This is a genomic window from Rahnella laticis (assembly GCF_015644585.1).
GTDB classification, from domain to species: domain Bacteria; phylum Pseudomonadota; class Gammaproteobacteria; order Enterobacterales; family Enterobacteriaceae; genus Rahnella; species Rahnella laticis.
The window spans coordinates 58,347-79,291 of sequence record NZ_JADOBI010000012.1 but is presented as its reverse complement, the minus strand read 5'-3'; the positions used below and the strand labels follow the sequence as shown (position 1 = coordinate 79,291).

The following is a 20,945-nucleotide window of genomic DNA, read 5'->3' as shown; positions in this document are numbered from 1 at the left end:
AACCCGAGTGCAGGGAACCGCGCAGCGGCGGGATTTTGCGGCAATAACCGGAGTCTCTGAAATAGTGCCAGCGAGCGACAGCGCGCAGTTAGAAAAGCGCAGAGTCCAGAGACCCGCGCGTTACCGGGTCTTTGGTCGGTGTGGGCCGACACCCACGACCTTGATTTTGACCGAAGGCCAGTTTGGTTGGCCACAAACCAAAAAAAAAGCGTCCTGTTAGCGCTCAGCAACCTGAACGCTAACGGACGCCTTCATCCGTAATCTCTCTGTACTGACGTATTTCACTCATGTCATAAAAGCTAATGCAGCTTGTATGCCAACTTCACAGCTATAACAAATTCAGAACCTTAGCCAGAAGACACTTTCATACTGGTGATTTTTTGCACCAAAAATGTCCGTTATGCCCTGCCGGAAGGCAATAATTCCCCCGGCTGCTGCGGCTCTTCGAACACTTCACCGGATTTGCGGCGCTGCTCGAGAATGGCCAGCACCTCGGCGTGTTTATCTTCGGTGAAATCAAAGAACCACATGAAGCCAATGCGGATTAATGAGCCGATGGCGGGCAACAGGCTGATACCGAAGAACAAGCCGTTCATCACGCTTTCCGTCTGGTGGGCGGCCTGCGGGACGTAATGAATTGCGGTCAGGAATATCCCGACCAGCCCGCCGCCGACCGCAACGGACATCTTCCCGGTAAACGTCTGGCCGGAGAACGTGATCGCCGCACAGCGTTTATTGGTTTTGTATTCGGCATATTCGATGGTGTCGACAATCATCGCCGAGGTAAACAGGTTGCTCATCATGACAAATACCGTGCTCAGCCCCAGCAGAATAAACAGCCAGGTCATATTGTGATATCCGCTGAACCACAAGATAACGCGCACCACAATATCCAGCATACAAAGCACAATAAACAGAGAACGTTTTTTATATCGACGCGTTAATAACGGTGCGGTCAGACAGGCAATCGCCGCTAATATCCCCATTACACCAATCGCTGCCTGTAATGCGCCATCGCCCATATTATAAATAAAGAAATAGATGTAAATGCCGTTGGCGATATTGTGCAGGACACAGAAAAAGAATGCCGCCAGAACAAAGAACAGTGGCCGGTTATTTTTCAGGTTATGGAACGTATCGCGCATGGTGACTTTTTCACTGCTGGGCGGTACGCGTTCTTTGATATTCCAGAACCCGTTAATCATCAGCAGTAACCCGATCACCATCATCACCACGGTCGCCATAAAGTAACCGTGATCGCCGGAGCCCGGCGCGAAAAATGCCGTCAGACGCGGGAAGAAGATCGACGCACACGCGATACCGGCGTTCACGCCCAGCACGGCGGCGGTGACCGCTTTGGTACGCTCTTTCGGCTCTGAACTCATCACCGAACTCATCGACCAGAAAGGAATATCCGAAATGGCGTACAGCGTGCCCCACAATATATACGTTGCCCCGGCATAAAGAATTTTCGTCCCCATCGGCGCATCAATATTATAAAACGACGCCAGCGTGACCAGCGTAATCAGGAAAGGCGCCAGCAACATAAAGTGACGGAATTTCCCGAAGCGGGTCTGGATGGTATCCATGACGCTGGCAAATAACGGATCGTGTATGGCATCCCACGCGCGGGCGACCAGAAATATCGTACTCGCCGCCAGCGCGGAAATACCCAATACGTCGGTGTAGAAATAGTTAATAAATGAACCCACTAATCCGAAACTGAAGCATTGCCCCAGCCCGTAACCAAAATAAGACCACAATTCCCTGGACGGGATTTTCATTGAAATCGTCATTTTTATTCAGCCTCGCACTTCCCTGTGCAGCATGTTGAAGGGTTATTTCATACGCGTTAAACGGCGGACCAGATCCATTTCAGCGCGACGGAACGGAATACCGTATTCGTCCAGCACATCGTGGAACCACAAATGGGCGTAATCATGATTGCCCTTGCGCACTACCGGCCACGGCAGCGTGGTCTGGGTTTTTCCGCGCACCAGCCCCCACTGATAGCACCCGGCGTTGAACGCGCTGAACAGCGGCAGTTGTTCTTCGAAAACGCTGCCGACGTGACGCGCCAGCCATTCGGTACAGAGCATCGGGCGGTTGAATTTCTGCCAGAAACGCAGCGCCTGCAAAAGTTTTGGTGTGGCGACGTAGGCGTGAAAGCTGATGACATCAGACAGTTTTGCCGCTGCTACATCAATCGGGTGCGTGAAAAACTCACTTTCCGGCTGATCCGGATCCTGCGAGAAATGCCACGCACCGACGGTCAGCGGTTGCTGCGGGTCTTCCTCACGCGCCCAGACAAACGCCTTTTGCATCAGTTCCAGCGCGAAAACTTCCAGCTTTTCGTCATACAGCACTTCTTCCAGCCCGGTCGCAAACGTGCCGCGATTCCCCGGCTCGTTGTACAAATCCCAGATAGCGATGCGCGCGTCCGTGCGGAAATGGCGGATGATGTCGCGCACATAATCCTCAACCTGCGGCCACATTTCGCGGTTGCACACCACATCGCGCCCCGGACTTGCCGCCGCCTGGCTGTTATGTTTTCCCGGCTCAGGCGCTTTTTGCGGCCCGAGATACGGCTCGTCGCCGGAAAAACCGCAATCGTCCATCAGCGTCAGCATCACTTTAATCTGATGACGTGCCGCGATACTCAGGAACTGACCGATACGCGCCAGCAAACCCTCGCGGTCAACCTGCCAGACAATAAACGGCAAATTAATGCGCAGCTGGTTGTAACCGGCGTCATGCGCCCAGCCCAGCTCCTGATCGATAGTCGGCGCATCGAATGTTTCACGCTGCCAGAGTTCCGTCCAGTTCACCGCCGTGCGCGGTAAGTAGTTGAATCCGCAGATCCATCCCTGCTGTTTGCTCCACTGTGCCGCCTGCTGTTCATTCCATTGCTCTTTCATCGTTTTCTCCTCGCGTTATCGCTCATTGACTAATATTATTAGCTAATTTTTATTACCTGACTGACATTGCTGCAAATCCGTCATGCGGGTTCTGCTGGTGAGATCACACTCTTTTTAGCCAGACTGCGGGGTGGTCGGGCAAAAAAGATCGCTGTGATATAGTGAAAAAGGAGAGATAAATGGCAGACGGGAAAAGGGAAATGGAGAAGAAAAACAAAGTCACGATGAGTGATATTGCGCGGGAAGCCGGGGTTTCACAGGCAACCGTTTCACTGATTTTAAACAATTCACGTTCCGTTAAACTCAGCGAAGAAACCCGTGAACGCGTGTTCAATACCGCGCTCTCGCTGGGTTACAAAAAAATGCCAGCTCCACACCGGGACAACGGTCAGGAAGAAATTGCATTGCTGATCAACGGGATGCCCAGCTATGACCCGTTTGTTGATGCCCTCAGCGAAGCCCGGGAAGCAGCGTGGCGGCATGATACGCTTCTGACGATCTACGATTACGGCGACGACGCCGAACTTGCCGTGCGGATCATCGCACAACTCAATCAGCGGCGTTGTGCAGGCATAATTATTGCGTCGCCGGTCACTCAGTCCATTGATTTCTCGCCTTTTGTTAACCAGACCACGTTGCCTGTCGTTCTGCTGAATGTGTACGACCGCGCGTATCCGCTGCTGCCCACTTTCCTGCCTGACGACCGGGCAAATGCGTTGCAAATTACCCGTCATCTTATCGATCAGGGTGCGACGCGAATTGCGCACATCATGGGTGATAACTGGATGGAAGCATGTGAAAAGCGTCTCGAAGGTTACCGCGAAGCCCTGACGCAGGCGGGAATGATGCCCGATGACAAGCTGGTGCAGGCCACCAACTGGTCACTCAATGAAACCTACCGCGCGACGTTACAGCTGATGGATCAGCCCGAGCCGCCGGATGCGATTTTCTGCTCCAGCGACTGGATGACCATCGGTTGTTATCAGGCGCTGACCGAACTGCATCTGCGAATTCCGCAGGACATTCTGGTCGCCGGATACGACGATCAGCGCATCGCCGATCAGATGACGCCAAAACTCACCAGCGTCCAGTTGCCCTATAACGAATTAGGCCGGATGGCAGTGGAATATTTGTGCTCCGGCGAAGATGCCGCCACGCGGGTCATTATGGCGGGGAAACTGAAGGTTCGGGCGAGTACGGTCAGGTAATACAACCTGACCGCCCTGAATACAAACTACGCCAAATCCCCCCCGTTACTGGCTATTACTTTTTTGTACCAGTAAAACGATTTCTTACGGGTTCTTTCCAGCGTGCCGTTGCCGCTGTCGTCGCGGTCGACGTAGACGAAGCCGTAGCGCTTGCTCATTTCGCCGGTGGAGGCGGAAACCAGATCGATGCAGCCCCATGAGGTGTAGCCGATGACCGGGATGCCGTCGGCGATGGCTTCGCCCATTGCTTTGATGTGTTCACGCAAATAACTGATGCGGTAATCATCGACAATTTCGCCCTGCGCGTTGATTTCATCTTTTGCGCCGAGGCCGTTTTCCACCAGGAATAACGGTTTCTGGTAGCGGTCGTACATCATGTTCATGGTGATGCGCAGGCCAAGCGGGTCAATGCCCCAGCCCCATTCGCTGGCTTCAATATGCGGGTTTTTCAGTGATTTTACGATGTTCGCCGCGCTGCTGTTGTTGTCGTTCATGTCAGCGGACGCACAGCGCGAGGCGTAATAACTGAAGGACACAAAATCGACGGTGTTTTTAAGAATGTCGTCATCGCCCGGCTGTTTATCGATGACAATACCTTTTTCAGCGAATACGCGGCGGGTGTAGGACGGATAAGCTCCGCGCGCCTGAACGTCGATGAAGAACAAGTTTTCGCGGTCTTTTTGCAGCGCTGCCCAGACATCTTCCGGCTTGCAGGTGCGCGGATAGAAATTGCCGCCCGCCAGCATGCAGCCGACCTGATTTTCCGGGTTCACTTCATGGGCAATTTTCGTCGCCAGCGCGCTGGCAATCAGCTCATGATGCGCGGCCTGATATTTGACCTGCTCCTGATTTTCGCCCTCTTCGAACACTAAACCCGCGCCGGAGAACGGGCTGTGCAGCAGGATATTGATTTCATTAAAGGTCAGCCAGTATTTCACCAGCCCGTCGAACGCCTCAAAACAGGTGCGCGCATAACGGGCGAAAAACTCGACCATTTTGCGGTTACGCCACGAACCGTATTCAATCACCAGATGCATCGGCACATCGAAATGGCACAGCGTAACCAGCGGTTCGATGCCGTATTTTTTGCACTCGGCAAAAACGTCACGGTAGAACGCGATGCCCTCTGCATTCGGCGTTAACTCATCGCCGTTGGGATACAGACGGCTCCAGGCGATTGAAGTGCGGAATACGGTGAAGCCCATTTCGGCCATCAGCGCGATGTCTTCTTTATAACGATGATAGAAATCAATCGCCTGATGACTCGGGTAAAACTCTGTTGCATCGAGCCGGAAGCGCTTTTCCTGACCGGTTTTTACCGCCAGACGGTGCGCGCCGTGCGGGATCATGTCGACCGTCGTCAGGCCTTTGCCGCCTTCAAAACTGGCACCTTCGGCCTGGTTTGCGGCAATCGCGCCGCCCCATAAAAAGCCGTCAGGAAATAAAGATGCTGCCATGAATTACGTCTCCTTTAATGTGAACGCGCTGCGTCGGCTGCCACCGGCAACGGCGCAGGCGTGGTGATCTCTGCCGTTTTGCCCTCTTTCGGCGTCACGATTTCCACGGGAATATCTTCAAATCCGAGTAACAGGGTGATGACAAACGAAAGCACCACCGCGAGGATCATGACGCCCGCCACCCAGACAAGGGTCATCGGATTGGACGGGTCGAAGAATTGGACGCTGGTAAACAGCCCCGGCGACGCCATCGAATGGCTGGCGAGGCCGCCTAAACCGGCAATACCGCCGCAGATAAAACCGCTGATTAAGCAGGCGATGAGCGGACGTTTAAGCCGCAGCGCCACGCCGTATAGCGCAGGTTCTGAAATCCCGGCCACAATCGCGGAAGCCGCCGCAGCCAGTGCGGTCTGGCGCAGTTCCGGGTTTTTCGTCCGCCACGCCACCGCCAGCGATGAACCGCCCAGCGACAGGTTTGCGCCGATTTCTGACGGCATCACCATGCCTTCTTTTCCGGTTTCAGCAATGGTCTGAATAATGGTTGGCGTGAACACACGGTGCATGCCGGTCATCACCAGCAGCGGCCAGGCCGCGCCCATAATCGCCACCGACAGCCAGCCGAGATAGCTGTGAACGGTGTACACCACGGCGGAAATACCGGTACCAATCCAGATGCCCAGCGGCCCGATCAGCACGATGGCGATCGGTGCCGCAATCAGCATGATCAGCATCGGCTTGAGGAAGTTTTTGGTGACGACCGGCGTAATGCGATCCACCCATTTTTCGATGTAGGACAGCAGCCACGTCATGCACAATGCGGGGATCACGGTGTAGGTGTATTTCACCGCCGTGACGGAAATGCCGATGAACTCGACTTTCTGCCCCTGCGCGGCTTTCGCCATCAGGTCGATAAACGCCGGATGCACCAGGATCCCGGCAATCGCAATCGCCAGCGACATATTGGTTTTGAATTTCACCGCCGCCGACGCGGCCACCATCACCGGCAGGAAGAAGAACGCGCCGTCGCCGATGGTGTTGAGGATCACCAGCGTGGAAGCGCCCTTTTCAAACACGCCGGTCATATCCAGAATCATCGCCAGCAGTTTGACCATCGAACCGCCGATAATCGCCGGGATCAGCGGCGACATGGTGCCAATCAGCGCATCGAGGATTCCTGCACCAATCCGTTTGAGCGTAATTTTGTTTTTGGCGGGGGTATCGCTGGCCGCTGCAAAGCCTTCCGGCAGCAGTTTCAGCACTTCGGCGTAAGCCTGCGACACGTTATTGCCGATGATCACCTGGCACTGTTTTTCATTGCGCACCACGCCCATCACGCCGGTGATGGATTTCAGCGTCGCCGCGTCCACGACGGATTCGTCGTTCAGCACGAAGCGCAGGCGCGTCATGCAATGCGTCACCGCAACCACGTTGCCCGCGCCGCCGATGGCATCGACGATTGACCTGGAAATTGCTGCAAAATTCTTAGCCATGAGTGATAACTCTCTCGGATTCATAGGGTTATGAATAATTATCTTTTCGGGGAGCCTTTTTTATGAAACGTAGCGGGCTTTTTCCGAAACAGTAGGTAACCGGTTTCACACGAGAATGTTCAGTTCTTCTTCTGACTTCAACAAATAAATACAACACCGTTTCATTTTTGTGATGACGATCTCCCTGCGCAGTGAAATCATCTCAGGACGCGTGGAATGTGTAGAATGACGAATAATTTTTCTCATCCAGAAGGTGCCTGATGTCGACAATGCAGGAAGTGGCAGCCAAAGCGGGCGTCTCGAAAGCCACGGTTTCCCGTGTGCTTTCCGGCAAGGGTTATGTAAGCCAGGAAACCAAAGATCAGGTCTATAAAGCCATTGAGGAAGCGGGTTACCGGCCCAATTTACTGGCAAGAAATCTGGCGACCAGCAAATCGATGTGCATCGGGCTGGTGGTGACGAATACGCTGTATAACGGGCATTATTTCAGCGAGTTAATTTCTCAGGCCGCGAAAAAACTCGACGCCAACGGACGCCAGCTGATTCTGGTGGATGGCAAACACAGCGCCGAAGAAGAACAGGACGCCATTCAGTTTTTGCACGATTTGCGCTGCGACGGCATTATTATTTATCCGCGCTTTTTATCGGTCGATGAAATGGATTTGCTCATCGATAAATATAAGAAACCGGTGATGGTCGTGAACCGCAAATTACGCAAACATCAGAGCCATTGTATTTATTGCGATCACAAAGGGTCGAGTTTTAATGCCACGCAGGCGCTTATTGAACGCGGACATCGGGATATTGCGTTTATCACCGGGTCGATGGATTCCCCGACCGCCATTGAGCGGCTTTCCGGCTATCGCGACGCGCTGACGGCATCCGGTTTGCCGGTCAAGGAATCGCTGATCGTGCAGGGAAAATGGTCGCCGGCCAGCGGTGCGGCGGCGGTGGAAACGTTGTTGTCGTCCGGGCAACCTTTCAGCGCCCTGCTTACCAGTAACGACGAAATGGCGATTGGGGCAATGAAGCAGCTCAGCACCGCCGGAATTGCCGTGCCTGCGCAGGTTTCGGTGATCGGGTTTGATAATATTCCGACCGCACCGTTTCTTATTCCGGCACTGTCGAGCGTGAAAGATCCGGTGAGCGATATGGTCAGCGAGGTGATCAACCAGATTATCGCCATGCTTGATGGCGGTTATTTATCCGGTCAGAACAAATTTTCATCCGATCTTATTCTGCGCGATTCTGTGACCGACGGCCCTTATAAAGTTGTGCAGTAATTCACAGGAATATTCCGGCGCGCTTACAGGAAATACCGTAAGCGCCCTGCATTTCCCTCAGCTTTACGTAAACGCAGTTTAAATTTTCCGTTAAAACCCCTCTATTAAGCCTTATCCGAATTGTCGTTTTCCCGTTTGCCCCGCAAAGTCTGTGTGTTATCAGAAAACACCGTCAAAACGGGAACGAGGAATACAATGATTAAGTCAGGAATGGTTGTTCTGTGTGCGTTGCTGGCGACCGCCAGCCTGAGTGCTTACGCTGATGGTCCGCACAATGGGCCGGTCACTCAGCCGCAGCCGGTTCATAAAGTTCACAAGCCTGTCGTGAAACACGAAAAACCGCATCATCAGGTTAAACCTGCGCCGGTTCATCATAAAGCGAAGCCAAAACCACCGGTGAAGCACGAACCCAAACCGCAGCGTCCGTAACCAAAATTTAACAGGCCGCAATAATTTGCGGCCTGTTTATTTAACACATTGGATCCCCTCATATTTCCCTTAGCTTTTTATGCCATTCCACTAAAGTTTCATTCCTACCGTGCCGATAACGGATTTGGTCACTAAAACTCAAAAGTGCAATTTAACTTAAGTCCGATCTTTTAGCTAAAAACGCTTAATTTTAAGCATGTTAGAAGCAAAATTTGGCGAACTAAGAATTATCTTATGCTAACGTTTCATGAGCACATCACAGCAAAAATGCGTCGGGACAGGCGCACTATTTAGCCGCACTCTGATTTGGACGGAATCCGGGCAGAGACGGCAGGCTACCAGGCAAAAAAAATGAGCGAAGATTCTGATGTACTGTATCGGTTGCTGGTCCAACGCGTAGAAGATTACGCCATCTATATGCTGACACCGGACGGCACCATTGCGAACTGGAATGCCGGTGCGCAGCGGGCAAAAGGCTATACGCCTGAAGAAGTCGTGGGGAAGCATTTTTCATGCTTTTACACGGAAGAAGACAAAAAGAGTGGCTGGCCGCAGCACGGTCTGGAGACCGCGCGTTCAACGGGCCGCTATGAATCTGAGGGCTGGCGACAGCGCAAAGATGGCTCGCGTTTTTGGGCGCACATCATTATTGAAGCCCTGCGCGAAGCCGGTGAAATCATTGGTTTTGCCAAGATCACCCGTGACGTAACGCAAAGGCGTGAAACTGAAAAGGAGTTGCTGAAGGCCAAAGAACTGGCCGAATCCAACAGCGAACAGCTCTCCTCTTTATCGCAATTTCTGAACACGGTGATCGCAAATATTCCCTCTTCCGTGATCGTCGAAAATGCCGTTTCGCGGGAAATTCTGCTGGTGAACCGTCAGGCCGAACGCCTGCTGGGGATTTCGCGCGAGAAAATGCTCGGCAAACGCCCGCAGGATTGCATGGGATTCGGGCTCAGCAACTTTATTAATAAGCAGTCGGACGAATGCCTGCGCGCTGAAGGTGTACATAAAAGCGAGCAACAGCTGCTGACGGCCATCGGCGACCGTACGCTGCAAACCACCAGTTCGGTGATCCGCGGACACGATCCGCAAACCAGTTACGTGATGATGATTGCTGATGACGTGACCGATCAGCAGGCTGCGCATGCGCGCATTCATCACATGGCGCACCACGATAATCTGACCAGCCTGCCCAACCGCATTCTTTTCAGCCAGCGCCTTAATGAAGCGTTGCAGCGCGACAGCTATACGCACAGCCACACTGCCACGTTGTGCCTGGATCTGGATAACTTCAAAAACGTGAATGACGCGCTGGGTCATCAGGTCGGCGATGAGCTGCTGCGGGCGATTTCCAAACGTCTGCGGATGACACTGCGCGATGACGACACGCTGGCGCGCATCGGTGGCGACGAGTTTGCCGTCGTGCTGCCCGGCCTGAAAGATATCTCCGCTGCGCATCAGATTTCCAAACGCCTGATTGAATCCGTGCGTCCGCCGGTCATTATCGACGGTCACTCGCTTTCGGTCGGCCTGAGTATCGGCATCGCGCTGGCGGATTCCATCGAGAACACACCGGATCAGCTGCTGCGTTGCGCGGACATGGCGCTCTACGAAGCCAAACGTAATGGCCGCAACCGGTACGAAGATTTCCGTATTGAAATGGACGCCGCCGCCCGTAAACGCCGCGTGGTCGAAATGGACTTGCGCGACGCAATTACCTGCAATCAGCTGCGTCTTTACTACCAGCCAATTACCGACGCCAAACACGATGCGGTCATCGGCTATGAGGCGCTGATGCGCTGGCATCACCCGCAAAACGGGCTGATTATGCCGGTGGATTTCATCCCTATCGCCGAAGAAACGGGCCTGATCCACAGCCTTGGATCCTTTGCGCTGCACGAAGCCTGCCGCGAAGCCACAACCTGGACCGGCTCGCAGACCGTCGCCGTGAACCTCTCACCGATTCAGTTCAAAAACAGCGGACTGGTTTCTGTGGTGGAATCCGCACTGGAAGCGTCCGGGCTGGATCCGTCACGGCTGGAAGTGGAAATCACCGAGTCCGTGCTGCTCGACAATACGCTGGGCAATATCGATACCCTGCGAAAACTGAAGGCGCTGGGCGTGCGTATCGCGCTGGATGATTTCGGCACCGGCTATTCGTCGCTGAGCTATCTGCGCTCGTTCCCGTTCGACAAAATCAAAATCGACCGGTCGTTCATCAACGATATGCAGGACAGCCGCGAAGCGCTGGCGATCATCCGCGCCATCACCGGCATGAGCCGCAGTCTGGATATTCAGACCACCGCAGAAGGCGTCGAAACCCCCGAGCAGTTCAGGCGTCTGAAAGAAGAAGGTTGTAGTTTGTTCCAGGGATATTATTTTGGACGGCCTCAGCCCTCAGAATCTCGCCTGACCGGGTTTACACCTCTCTGATGATAGGTATTAGACACGATTCGCGGGGGGAGTAATCGGGGGATAAGGGTTTCATTATTGGGCTAATTCTGGCGATGGGTTTTTTACTGGCCGTGAAGGCGGACATCTGACATCTGACCGAGAATATTTCGGTTTCTCAATCGCAGCGTTCACATAACTCGCTGTGCCGAAACCGACAAAAGAGGGCTATGACGAGCCCTCTTTTGAATCTCCGCGTCTTTTTTACTGCGCGCTGCCGCTGGTTCGATGAACGTTTTCTGTCGCTTCTCCGGGTGGCGCAAATCCAGGCACTTCGTGCTGCCTTCACTCGGTCTTCGAGCCATGGGTCTCGAAGCCGCTCCGTTCAGCTGTATTTTTAGCGCGCCATCTCACCTATTTGAAAGATAAAAACCCACTCGCTTTTGAATTAAAAATGTTATTGGCCGCTTTCAAAAATCACGCCATAGCGAGAGGTGGAAAACCGCGTCTCTTTTCGCGCGGTTTGTAACCCGAGGTGAAGGGCACCGCGCAGCGGCGGGATTTTGCGGCAATAACCGGCGTTGCTGAAACAGTGCCAGCCAGCGATAGCGCGCAGTGAAAGAGCCCGAGATTCTTAAGGGGCGCGGCTACAGGCGCTCCTTAAGGCCGGTTTGGGTGGCAACCCAAGGTCTTGACCCGTGCGGCAAACGCATCCCATTTTTTGAATTTGACAAAGACATTCCCGAATGTTCCAAATGTCTGAATGAGTTCAAAAATGCCTGGCGCCGCGAGGGCGTAATGCGTTCACCGCTTCTTAAGGAATAAAGATGTCTGAGAATTACGATTTTAACGTCGCTTATCCTACCCTGCGCCCGACGATGATGGGGGCCAACGCGGTCTGCGCTTCCCAACCGCTGGCGGCGCAGGCCGGGATGAAAATGCTGATGCTCGGCGGAAACGCGGCCGATGCGGCCATCGCCACCGCCATCGCGCTGACCGTGCTGGAACCCAGCGGTAACGGCGTGGGGAGCGACGCTTTTGCGATTATCTGGGACGGTAAGAAAGCCCACGGTCTGAACGCGTCGGGCCGCTCACCGGCGGCGTGGACGCCGGAATATTTCGCCTCCAAAGGCCATGAAGCCGTGCCGACCTATGGCTGGGACGCCGTCACCGTGCCCGGCGCAGTCTCAGGCTGGGTGGCGGTGGCAAAACGTTTTGGCACCCTGCCACTGACTACGCTGGCACAACCGGCGATCGATTACGCCCGCAACGGTTTCCCGGTGTCGCCGCTGATTGGCCGCCTGTGGGAAATCGCGGTGAAAAAATTGAGCAATCAGCCGGGTTTCAGCGCATGTTTCGCGCCTGAAGGCCGTGCGCCTAAAACCGGCGAATTCTTCCGTAATCCTCAGCTGGCCGACACGCTGGAGCTGATCGCCAGAACCGAAGGCGAAGCGTTCTACCGCGGCGAACTGGCCGATAAAATGATCGCTCACAGCCGGGAATTTGGCGGTGCGATGACGCACGATGACCTCGCAAATCATAAAGCCGACTGGGTGGAAACTCTGCAACAATCCTTCGCTGGCGGTTCGGTTCACGAACTGCCGCCAAACGGTCAGGGCATCGCCACGCTGATTGCGCTGGGCATTCTCGGGAAGCTTAATATCGGCGATAAACCGGTGGATTCCGTCGAAACCACGCATCTGTGCATCGAAGCAATGAAACTGGCGCTGGCCGATTTGGATCAGCACGTCACCGACAACGACCATATGCAGTTCGACCCGCAACTGTTCCTGAACGATGCGTATCTGGAAGCACGTGCGCGCCTGATTGACCGCGCGAAAGCCAGCGACGTGACTTACGGCGCACCTCGTCCGGGCGGCACGGTTTACCTCACCGCCGCCGATTCCAGCGGCATGATGGTGTCGTTTATACAGTCTAACTACATGGGTTTCGGTTCCGGCGTTGTCGTACCGGGAACCGGTATCAGTATGCAAAACCGGGGTTGCGGCTTCACGCTCGATCCGCAGCACGCCAACTGTGTCGCGCCCAATAAACGCACGCTGCACACCATTATTCCGGCGTTTGCGCAGGACGGCGAAGGCAAACCGCTGATGTCCTTCGGCCTGATGGGCGGCCCGATGCAGGCGCAGGGGCATTTGCAACTGGCGCTGCGCATTATGCTGTACAAACAGAATCCGCAGGCCGCCATCGATGCGCCGCGCTGGCGGATTGACGGTGGCCGTCAGGTCGCGATGGAAGCCACTTACGACCACAATACGCTGGCGGCACTGCGCGCAATGGGGCATGAGCTGATTGTCGAAGATCCGCTTGGCGGCCATTCGTTCGGCGGCGCGCAGGTGATTGTCGTGAATCCGGCGGGCGGATATCTGGCGGGGACAGAATCAAGGAAAGACGGTCAGGCGCTGGTGATGTGATTTGAGTTTTTCACTTACCGTGAGGAGCTCATATAAGTCAACACCTTGGGTTGCCACCCAAACGGTCCTCAGGTCAAAATAAAATTCAAGGTCGTGGGCGTCGGCCCACACCGACTTGGGGGCGGCATATCGCCGCCGCCCCCAAGACCCCCGGGCTCTTTTACTGCGCGCTATCGCTGGGACGATGGACATGTTCCGCCACATCCGCGGGTGGCGCGAAATCTCGCCGCTGCGCGGTACCTTCCCTACGGGCTTCGAGCCTTGCGGTCTCGAACCCTCGGTCAGCAAAATTTCTGAGCGCGCCATCCCACCATTCAAGAGAATCAATATTCATGCTTCTTCGTTTTTCAAAATAATGAATGGTATGGCCAGGTTGTGAACTAACAGGCTATGGCCGCTTTCAAAAATCACGCTGTAAGGAGAGGTGGAAAACCGCGTATCTGTTCGCGCGGTTTGTAACCCGAGTGAAGGGAACCGCGCAGCGGCGGGATTTTGCGGCAATAGATGTGGCTGCTGAAACATAGCCAGCAAGCGATAGCGCGCAGTGAAAGAGCCCGGGATTTTCAAGGGGCGCGGCGATAGGCGCTCCTTGAAGCCAGTTTGGGTGGCAACCCAAGGTTTTAGCGGTGTGGGCCGACGCCCACGACCTTGAAGTTGGAGTTGAAGTTGAAGTTGAAGTTGAAGTTGAATTTCCCCCTTCATCCCACATCCTCTGTGACACCCCTTCCAAATTTCACCTAAAAAAATGTAATTCGACTCAGGTCGTTTAAAAATTTGAAACACCGTTCTATAAATGGAGTGTTGAGTTTTTCGCACTTTCATATGGAGAACAAATCTATGAGCCGTCCACTGTTTCATGGCGTGATCCCGCCGGTTTCTACCATCCTGAATGAGAATGAGCAGCTTGATCGCCAGGGAATGGCGCGTCTGATTGATTTCGCCATTGAAGGCGGCGTTAACGGGCTGTTTTTCCTCGGCAGCGCGGGGGAATTTGCGCATATGTCCCGCGAACTGCGGTATGAAGTCGCCGAATTCTGCACCAGACACGTCGCCGGACGCGTGCCGGTGCTGATTGGCGCGGCGCATCCCGGCACGGCAGAAACGCTGGCGTTTGCCCGGCACGCCAGAAGTGTCGGCGCGGACGGCGTGGTGGTGGTGAATCCGTATTACAACCCGATCACGGAAGAAGCGCTGTATCTTCATTACAAAACCATTGCCGAAAACGCCGGGCTGCCGGTGGTGATGTACAACTATCCGGGGCTGACCGGTCAGCCGATCCCCGTGAGTCTGATTAAACGTCTGGCGGTGGATTGCCCGAATATTGTCGGCCTGAAAGATACCGTAGACAGCCTGAACCATATCCGCGAAACGCTGGCGGCGGTGAAGCCGTTGCGACCTGATTTCGCCGTGTTTTCCGGCTATGACGAATACCTGTTCGGCACGCTGATCCTCGGCGGTGACGGCGCTATCCCCGCCAGCGCGAACTTTGCGCCACAGCTCACCTGCGGCATTTACCGCGCGTTCAGAGAGAAAGATTTCGCTACCGCCATTGAACTGCAACAGCGCCTGTCGTTCCTGCCGCCGCTGTATTCGCTGGATACGCCGATTTACAACGTCATCAAATACGCCATCTCGCAGGTCGGTATCGACGTACCTGTTTATTCGCTGAAACCGGCGTTGCCGCTGAGTAATGATAAACAGAAGATCGTCCGTGAAATCCTCAGGCAGGCAGGCGTCCTGAACTGATTGCACGCCCCGCCATCCTCCCTCCGCAACGAGGGAGGAAAACGCCTGACAGATCTAAATCGAAATCATTACTATTCCGCTTTAATATTCGCTACTCTATCCGCATGATTTACCGAACCGAATCTCTTTCATAACGTCATGATGCAAACACTTCTCGACAGTTTCCGCGATACGCCCGTGAGCTGGGTGGCCGATACATTTAAGCCGCTGACGCCGCTGGTCACCAACGCGGTGCCGATGTCACAGCTGACCACCGCCGAGGGCTGTGGCCTCGTGCTGAAACGCTATCTGGATGCCAATGCCGCTGACGCGGCGCAGTGCGACAAACGCCGCGCGCGCATTTCGATGTGGTCACAATGGTATTTCGCCACCCTGCTGCCAAGCTGGGTGATTGTGTCGTTGCGCCACGGCTGGCAACTGCCGATCGCGGCTGAAAACGTCTACCTCTGCATGCAGGAAGAAGGTTTACCGGCGCAGATTTATCTGGATGGCGAAGGCGAAGCGCTGATTTCACAGGAACCGATGGCGCGGTTTGACGTGATGATCGAACAACAGCTGCGCCCGATTTGCGAAGCACTGGCAGAATTCTCCGGCCTGAAACCGGGTATTTACTGGAGCAATGCGGCCATCCGCGTCGGCTGGGGTGTGAAACAGGCCGAACTGGTTGATGCTGATATTTCTGACGGCATGACGCTGATGGAATCGCGCGAGCTGCGTTACGGTGGCAAAAATCCGTTGTTTCAGCCGATGCGTGCAGAAAACCCCGCGGATCCCGACAGCCCGCAATACCGTAAACAGTGCTGCCTGCGTTACGATCTGGAAGACCACGCAATGTGCCCTTCCTGCCCGTTATTGCTAGCAGAGCGTAAATCCGGCAAAAGACGCAAAACCGTCGCGGAGTAATTTGCTGATGCGCCAGCCACTTACCAAACGGTAATAAGTTAAGCGTAAAAAATGATTGGATCTTAGTCTCATATAATTATAAGAATTACGTTATATAGACCAACGAGGCATTCATCATGACTATGAAAAAACCTAAGAGCTGGCCATCCGCTCTTAACTCGCTGGCCTCAGAGGTGATTGATACTCTGGCGCAACCCGTTAACCGCGTATGGAACACGTTAACCGGCAATCAGCAGCCGCTCAGAGCAAGGATTGTTCATCGTTATGCGATTCCGTCTACCCGCACCATCAGCGTAACGGAAGGGTTCTTCGGGTTTATTCCGGTGGAATCTTATGAAAACGAACGTTTTATTCTGGAAGTCGCCTACGCCGATAAACAGTATCAGGTAGAAGTCCCGCGGGCTTATTACCAGAAAAGTAATATCGGCGACGGTATCGATATCCACACGCTGTAACGCCCTCTTCTTTAAACAGGCTGCACCTTCACGGGCGCAGCCTTTTTTATGCCCTGAACTCTGCCGTTTCTGCCAAAAAATCTGCCTTACCCCACAGATTTCGCTTTTATTTTGCTCAACACATGAAAATTATTGACATAATAATCACCTGAATTTAGAAAATTATTTACATTTTATTCCCACCGTTTCTTTCCTTTTTATGAGGTTAATGATGACCCGCACCGGACAGCTTTCCCCTGCCTCTGCCAGCCAGTCACGCCGCGCGTTAATCGCCGGTTCGGTGGGCAACTTTATCGAATGGTACGAATTTGGCGTTTACGGCTATCTGGCGACACTGATCGCCGGTAACTTTTTCACCCTCGAAGGCCAGACCGGCATGACCGGTTTACTTCTGACGTACGCGTCGTTCGCGCTGGCCTTTTTCTGCCGCCCGATTGGCGCCATTATCTTTGGCCGCATCGGCGACCGCATTGGCCGTAAGCCCACGCTGATTGCCGTGGTATTGCTGATGACGATCGCCACCGCCATCATCGGTATCCTGCCGACTTACGCACAAATTGGCGTCGCCGCGCCGCTGTTACTGACGCTGATGCGCATGTTCCAGGGCCTGTTTGCAGGCGGTGAATTTGGCGGCGCGGTTTCGCTGATGACGGAATTCGCCCCGAAAGGTAAACGCGGAATTTACGGCGCGTGGCAGTCGTTCACCGTGTCACTCGGCCTGCTGACCGGCGTGGCGCTGGTGGCCATTCTGGTGCAGTGGCTGCCGGAAACTGAAATGAAAGCCTGGGGTTGGCGCATTCCGTTCCTGCTGGCCCTGCCGATGGGGCTGGTGGCACTTTATCTGCGTCTGAAACTCGACGAAACGCCGACCTTTATTGCCAGCCAGAAACCGGAAAAAAACGCGCCGCGCACGGCGGAAGAAAAAGCCTCAGCGCTGGCGACCGCCAAAGCTATCACGCTGGGGATTGGCCGCATGATGGGCTGGTCGGCGGGCGGTTACACCTTCCTGGTGGTGATGCCGTCTTATCTGCAAACCTCGCTTCACGCCACGTTTTTACAGGCACTGGTCGCGACCGTGCTGGCGAACGTCGGTTTCGCGATTGCGATCCTGCCATCGGGCTGGCTGAGTGACAAAATCGGCCGCAAAAAAGTGATGATGATTGCCGTGCTGGCGGTGATTATTCTCAGCTTCCCGCTGCTGCATCTGCTGCAAAACCCGGACAGCAGCCTGCTGGCAAAAGGCGTCGCCGTGCTGATTGCCGGTGCAACCATCGGCATGATTGCAGGCCCCGGCCCGGCAATGCTGGCGGAAATGTTCCCGACCCGCGTGCGGTATACCGGTCTCGGGCTGTCGTATTCGCTGTCAAACGCCGTGTTCTCCGGCTGCGCAGGGCTGATTATCACCGGCCTTATTAAAGAAACCGGGAATCTGGATATTCCGGCGTACTACGTGGTGGCAACCTGCGTAGTCAGTTTGTTTGCGCTGATGACGCTGCGCAAAGACGACCATCTTCGCGAACTGGAAAAATAACCGATGAATCTGCAATCGCGCTTACAGGCTTTGCAGGGCAGCTTTTCGCCGGCTGAAAAGCGGATTATTACGCTCATCATGCTGAGCCCGCCGGATGTCGCGAAACTGAGCGTCACCGCACTGGCGAAACTTGCCGAAACCAGCACCGCCACCGTGGTGCGAACCAGCAAACGGTTAGGGTTTGAGGGGTATCCCGCGCTGCGGCTGGCGCTGGCGGCAGAATTGCCCCTTGCGCTGCCGCCCGCTGAATCGCCGCTGGCGGCAGACATTAATGAAGCCGACTCCCCGAAGCAAATCCTGCATAAACTGCTGGCGTTTGAGGTGGAAGGCGCGACGGCGACGGCGCAGTTGCTGAAAGGCGAATCGCTGGAAGAAGCCGTTGCGGCGCTGGCTCAGGCGCGTCGGATTGACGTCTACGGCGCAGGCGCGTCTTCGCTGGTGGCACAGGATTTTTGCCAGAAACTGCGCCGCATCGGCTTTGTCGCTCAGACGTTCGGCAGCACCGATGAAAGCCTGGTCAGCGCCTGTCAGTTAACGGCGGCGGATGTCGCGCTGGCGATTTCCCATTCCGGCGAAACGGCGGGCGTGCTGGATGCACTCCTGCACGCGAAAAATGCCGGTGCGGCAACGCTTGCCATCACCGCCAGTGGCCGGTCACCGCTGGCGCGCAAAGCCGACATTGTGCTGCTCACCAGCAGCCGCGAACTGGGTTTTCGCGCCGCCGCGATGGCGAGCCGCACCAGCCAGTTACTGATTATCGATTGCCTGTATATCGGCGTTGCGCAGCGTTTTCCGGGCGCGCGGGATGCCTTACGCAAAACCCATGACGCCGTGCGCCAGCGCCGCCGCTGATATTCCGGCACTTCACAACGCGCCTTCTATACTTCATAAAACACTCCGTTTTATGCGTTTATCTGAGGGCAGCCATGTTCACCCACCGTTTGGTTTTTCCTGCCAGCGTACTTCGCGGACGCGGAGCGATTAAACATTTAGGCGCAATGTGCGGCCGTCTCGGCCAGCGGGCGTTATTGGTCGGCGGTAAACGGGCAATTGCCAGCGTGGAAGCCAAAGTCGCCGATCAGCTCGAACAACAGATGGTCAGTTATCTTGGCAGTGAAATCTTCAGCGGCGAATGTTGCCAGCAGGAAATCAACCGGCTGGCGGACGTTTTCCGCACGCAGGGCGTTGAAGTGATTATCGCCACCGGCGGCGGAAAGGCGCTGGATACCGCCAAAGCGGCGGGCGTCGCCTGTAATATTCCGGTCGTCACATTGCCGAGCATCGCGGGTACCTGCTCTGCCGTCACCTCGCTGGCGTTTCGTTATCATGAGGACGGCGAGTTCCGCGACATGGTTCCGCTCCCCTGCGGCCCGGCGGCGGCGGTGATCGACGCTGATTTGCTCGCCGCTTCTCCGCTGGCGTGGCTCTCAGCCGGTATCGGCGACACGCTGGCAAAATGGTACGAATACCGCGCCATCAGTGATCTGACCCAGCTCACCGGCCTTGCCGGTGTTGCGAGAACCAACAGTGAACTTTGCTATACGCTCATCGAACACTTCGCCGCCGACGCCTGTTTCGCAGTGCAGGACGGCAAAGCCAACAACGCGCTCGAACAGGTTCTCGATGCGATTTTCCTCTACGCAGGACTGACATCCATTATGAGCAACGGCGCACACACCGGCGCGTCCCACGCGTTATACGAAGGTTTCACCGCCTGCGCCAAAACCCGCCACGTCGCCCACGGTTTGCTGGTCGGCTACGGGAATCTGTGCCTGCTGGCACTCGAAGGCCGCAGCGATGAAGAGCTGCACATAGCCTTAGCCCTGGCGCGTGCCAGCGCTGTCCCGACGCAGCTTTCGCACATCGCGACGGGCCTGACGGAGCAGGATCTGGCAGTGATTATCGACCGGAGTCTGAGCACGCCGGACATGGCGAACATGCCGGGGGATGTCTGTTTCGCAGATGTGAGAAGTGCAATTGAGAGAGTGGAAGGGCTCGCCGCCCAAACGGGTCGATAAATTTTGGGTTGTCACCGAAACGGGACTTCGTTTTTGACGGGATCGAGACAGTTTCGGTTTTTCACTCGCCGTGATGGCTGACCGCTGACCGAGTAAATTTCGGTTTTTCAATAACAGCTATCACTCAGCGGCTGGCGCCGAAACCGAACAGAGAGGGCCAGGACGGGCCCTCTCTGGACTCTCCGCGTCTTTTTACAACACGCGCTATCGCTGGCTGGCTATGTTTCAGGTGCCACAGCTATTGCCGCGAAAACTTGCCGCTGCGCGGTACCTTCATTTCGGTCTTCGAGCCTTTCGGTCTCGAAACACTCATTCAGCAAGCTTTCTGAAAGCGGCCGGAGGCTTTTTCACCCTATTACAGTGGTTTGGTTTGCTCCTCCCCCTGCGAAGGGGGAGGCCGGGAGGGGGTTTAGCAGGCAACTGAGCCGCTAAAACCAACACCCCATCCCGGCCTTCCCCTCGTGAGAGGGGAAGGAGCAAATCAAAACCAGCCAGCATCAATCTTTTGAATTACATAGCTTCTGGCCGCTTTCAAAAATCGCGCCAAAGCGAGAGGTGGAAAACCGCGTATCTGTTCGCGCGGTTTGTAACCCGAGTGGAGGGAACCGCGCAGCGGCGGGATTTTGCGGCAATAGCTGTGGCACCTGAAACATAGCCAGCGAGCGGCAGCGCGCAGTT

At 55.1% G+C, this 20,945-nt stretch carries 16 protein-coding genes; 11 read left to right on the top strand and 5 right to left on the bottom strand.

All coding sequences use genetic code 11. The features are described from left to right. Positions 1-398 precede the first annotated feature (398 nt). Positions 399-1,796: an MFS transporter gene (locus IV433_RS21350; protein ID WP_195815828.1), complete on the bottom strand. Its 1,398-nt coding sequence runs from the start codon at positions 1,794-1,796 to the stop codon at positions 399-401. Positions 1,797-1,838: 42 nt separating this feature from the next. Continuing rightward, on the bottom strand, positions 1,839-2,918 hold the full coding sequence (locus IV433_RS21345; RefSeq protein ID WP_195815827.1) for a cellulase family glycosylhydrolase: 1,080 nt from the start codon (positions 2,916-2,918) through the stop codon (positions 1,839-1,841). A 200-nt stretch (positions 2,919-3,118) separates the two neighbouring features. On the opposite strand from IV433_RS21345, the gene IV433_RS21340 reads away from it, so the two are divergent. Then, positions 3,119-4,126 carry a LacI family DNA-binding transcriptional regulator gene (locus IV433_RS21340; RefSeq protein WP_195815890.1) on the top strand — a complete coding sequence of 336 codons (1,008 nt, stop codon included), beginning with the start codon at positions 3,119-3,121 and terminating at the stop codon, positions 4,124-4,126. Between the two features lie 26 nt (positions 4,127-4,152). On the opposite strand, the gene IV433_RS21335 is transcribed toward IV433_RS21340, so the two are convergent. After that, entirely contained in the window at positions 4,153-5,583 is a 1,431-nt protein-coding gene (locus IV433_RS21335) for a 6-phospho-beta-glucosidase (protein WP_195815826.1), read from the bottom strand. A gap of 14 nt (positions 5,584-5,597) precedes the next feature. After that, complete coding sequence (ascF, locus tag IV433_RS21330) at positions 5,598-7,073, bottom strand: PTS cellobiose/arbutin/salicin transporter subunit IIBC (RefSeq protein ID WP_195815825.1); 1,476 nt, start codon at positions 7,071-7,073, stop codon at positions 5,598-5,600. Between the two features lie 260 nt (positions 7,074-7,333). Between ascF and IV433_RS21325 the strand changes: the two genes are divergently transcribed. The 4 genes from IV433_RS21325 to IV433_RS21310 all read left to right on the top strand — a co-directional run bounded on the left by IV433_RS21325 (position 7,334) and on the right by IV433_RS21310 (position 13,614). Further along, positions 7,334-8,356 carry a LacI family DNA-binding transcriptional regulator gene (locus IV433_RS21325; protein WP_195815824.1) on the top strand — a complete coding sequence of 341 codons (1,023 nt, stop codon included), beginning with the start codon at positions 7,334-7,336 and terminating at the stop codon, positions 8,354-8,356. Positions 8,357-8,551: 195 nt separating this feature from the next. Beyond that, positions 8,552-8,785, top strand: a complete 234-nt coding sequence (locus IV433_RS21320) for a hypothetical protein (RefSeq protein ID WP_195815823.1) — start codon at positions 8,552-8,554, stop codon at positions 8,783-8,785. Between the two features lie 351 nt (positions 8,786-9,136). Then, a complete protein-coding gene (locus IV433_RS21315) occupies positions 9,137-11,221 on the top strand; it encodes a sensor domain-containing protein (protein WP_195815822.1) in 2,085 nt (694 codons plus the stop codon). A gap of 785 nt (positions 11,222-12,006) precedes the next feature. Next, positions 12,007-13,614: a gamma-glutamyltransferase family protein gene (locus IV433_RS21310; RefSeq protein ID WP_195815821.1), complete on the top strand. Its 1,608-nt coding sequence runs from the start codon at positions 12,007-12,009 to the stop codon at positions 13,612-13,614. A gap of 330 nt (positions 13,615-13,944) precedes the next feature. Here the strand turns inward: IV433_RS21310 and IV433_RS21305 are convergent, their stop codons facing one another. Continuing rightward, the gene (locus IV433_RS21305) at positions 13,945-14,472 is read right to left on the bottom strand and encodes a hypothetical protein (protein WP_195815820.1); all 528 of its coding nucleotides are present in this window, start codon (positions 14,470-14,472) and stop codon (positions 13,945-13,947) included. Between IV433_RS21305 and IV433_RS21300 the strand changes: the two genes are divergently transcribed. The 6 genes from IV433_RS21300 (at position 14,452) to IV433_RS21275 (ending at position 20,267) form a co-directional block, all read left to right on the top strand. After that, positions 14,452-15,360: a dihydrodipicolinate synthase family protein gene (locus IV433_RS21300; protein WP_195815819.1), complete on the top strand. Its 909-nt coding sequence runs from the start codon at positions 14,452-14,454 to the stop codon at positions 15,358-15,360. The genes IV433_RS21305 and IV433_RS21300 overlap by 21 nt on opposite strands. Positions 15,361-15,498: 138 nt before the next feature. Further along, positions 15,499-16,263 (top strand): siderophore-iron reductase FhuF, encoded by a 765-nt coding sequence (fhuF, locus tag IV433_RS21295; protein ID WP_195815818.1) that lies wholly within the window; start codon positions 15,499-15,501, stop codon positions 16,261-16,263. A gap of 116 nt (positions 16,264-16,379) precedes the next feature. Beyond that, a complete protein-coding gene (locus IV433_RS21290; protein WP_104922154.1) occupies positions 16,380-16,718 on the top strand; it encodes a hypothetical protein in 339 nt (112 codons plus the stop codon). A 211-nt stretch (positions 16,719-16,929) separates the two neighbouring features. Continuing rightward, positions 16,930-18,249 carry an MFS transporter gene (locus IV433_RS21285; RefSeq protein WP_195815889.1) on the top strand — a complete coding sequence of 440 codons (1,320 nt, stop codon included), beginning with the start codon at positions 16,930-16,932 and terminating at the stop codon, positions 18,247-18,249. Between the two features lie 3 nt (positions 18,250-18,252). Further along, positions 18,253-19,101, top strand: a complete 849-nt coding sequence (locus IV433_RS21280) for a MurR/RpiR family transcriptional regulator (protein ID WP_195815817.1) — start codon at positions 18,253-18,255, stop codon at positions 19,099-19,101. A gap of 74 nt (positions 19,102-19,175) precedes the next feature. After that, positions 19,176-20,267: an iron-containing alcohol dehydrogenase family protein gene (locus tag IV433_RS21275; RefSeq protein ID WP_195815816.1), complete on the top strand. Its 1,092-nt coding sequence runs from the start codon at positions 19,176-19,178 to the stop codon at positions 20,265-20,267. The last annotated feature ends 678 nt before the right edge of the window (positions 20,268-20,945 follow it).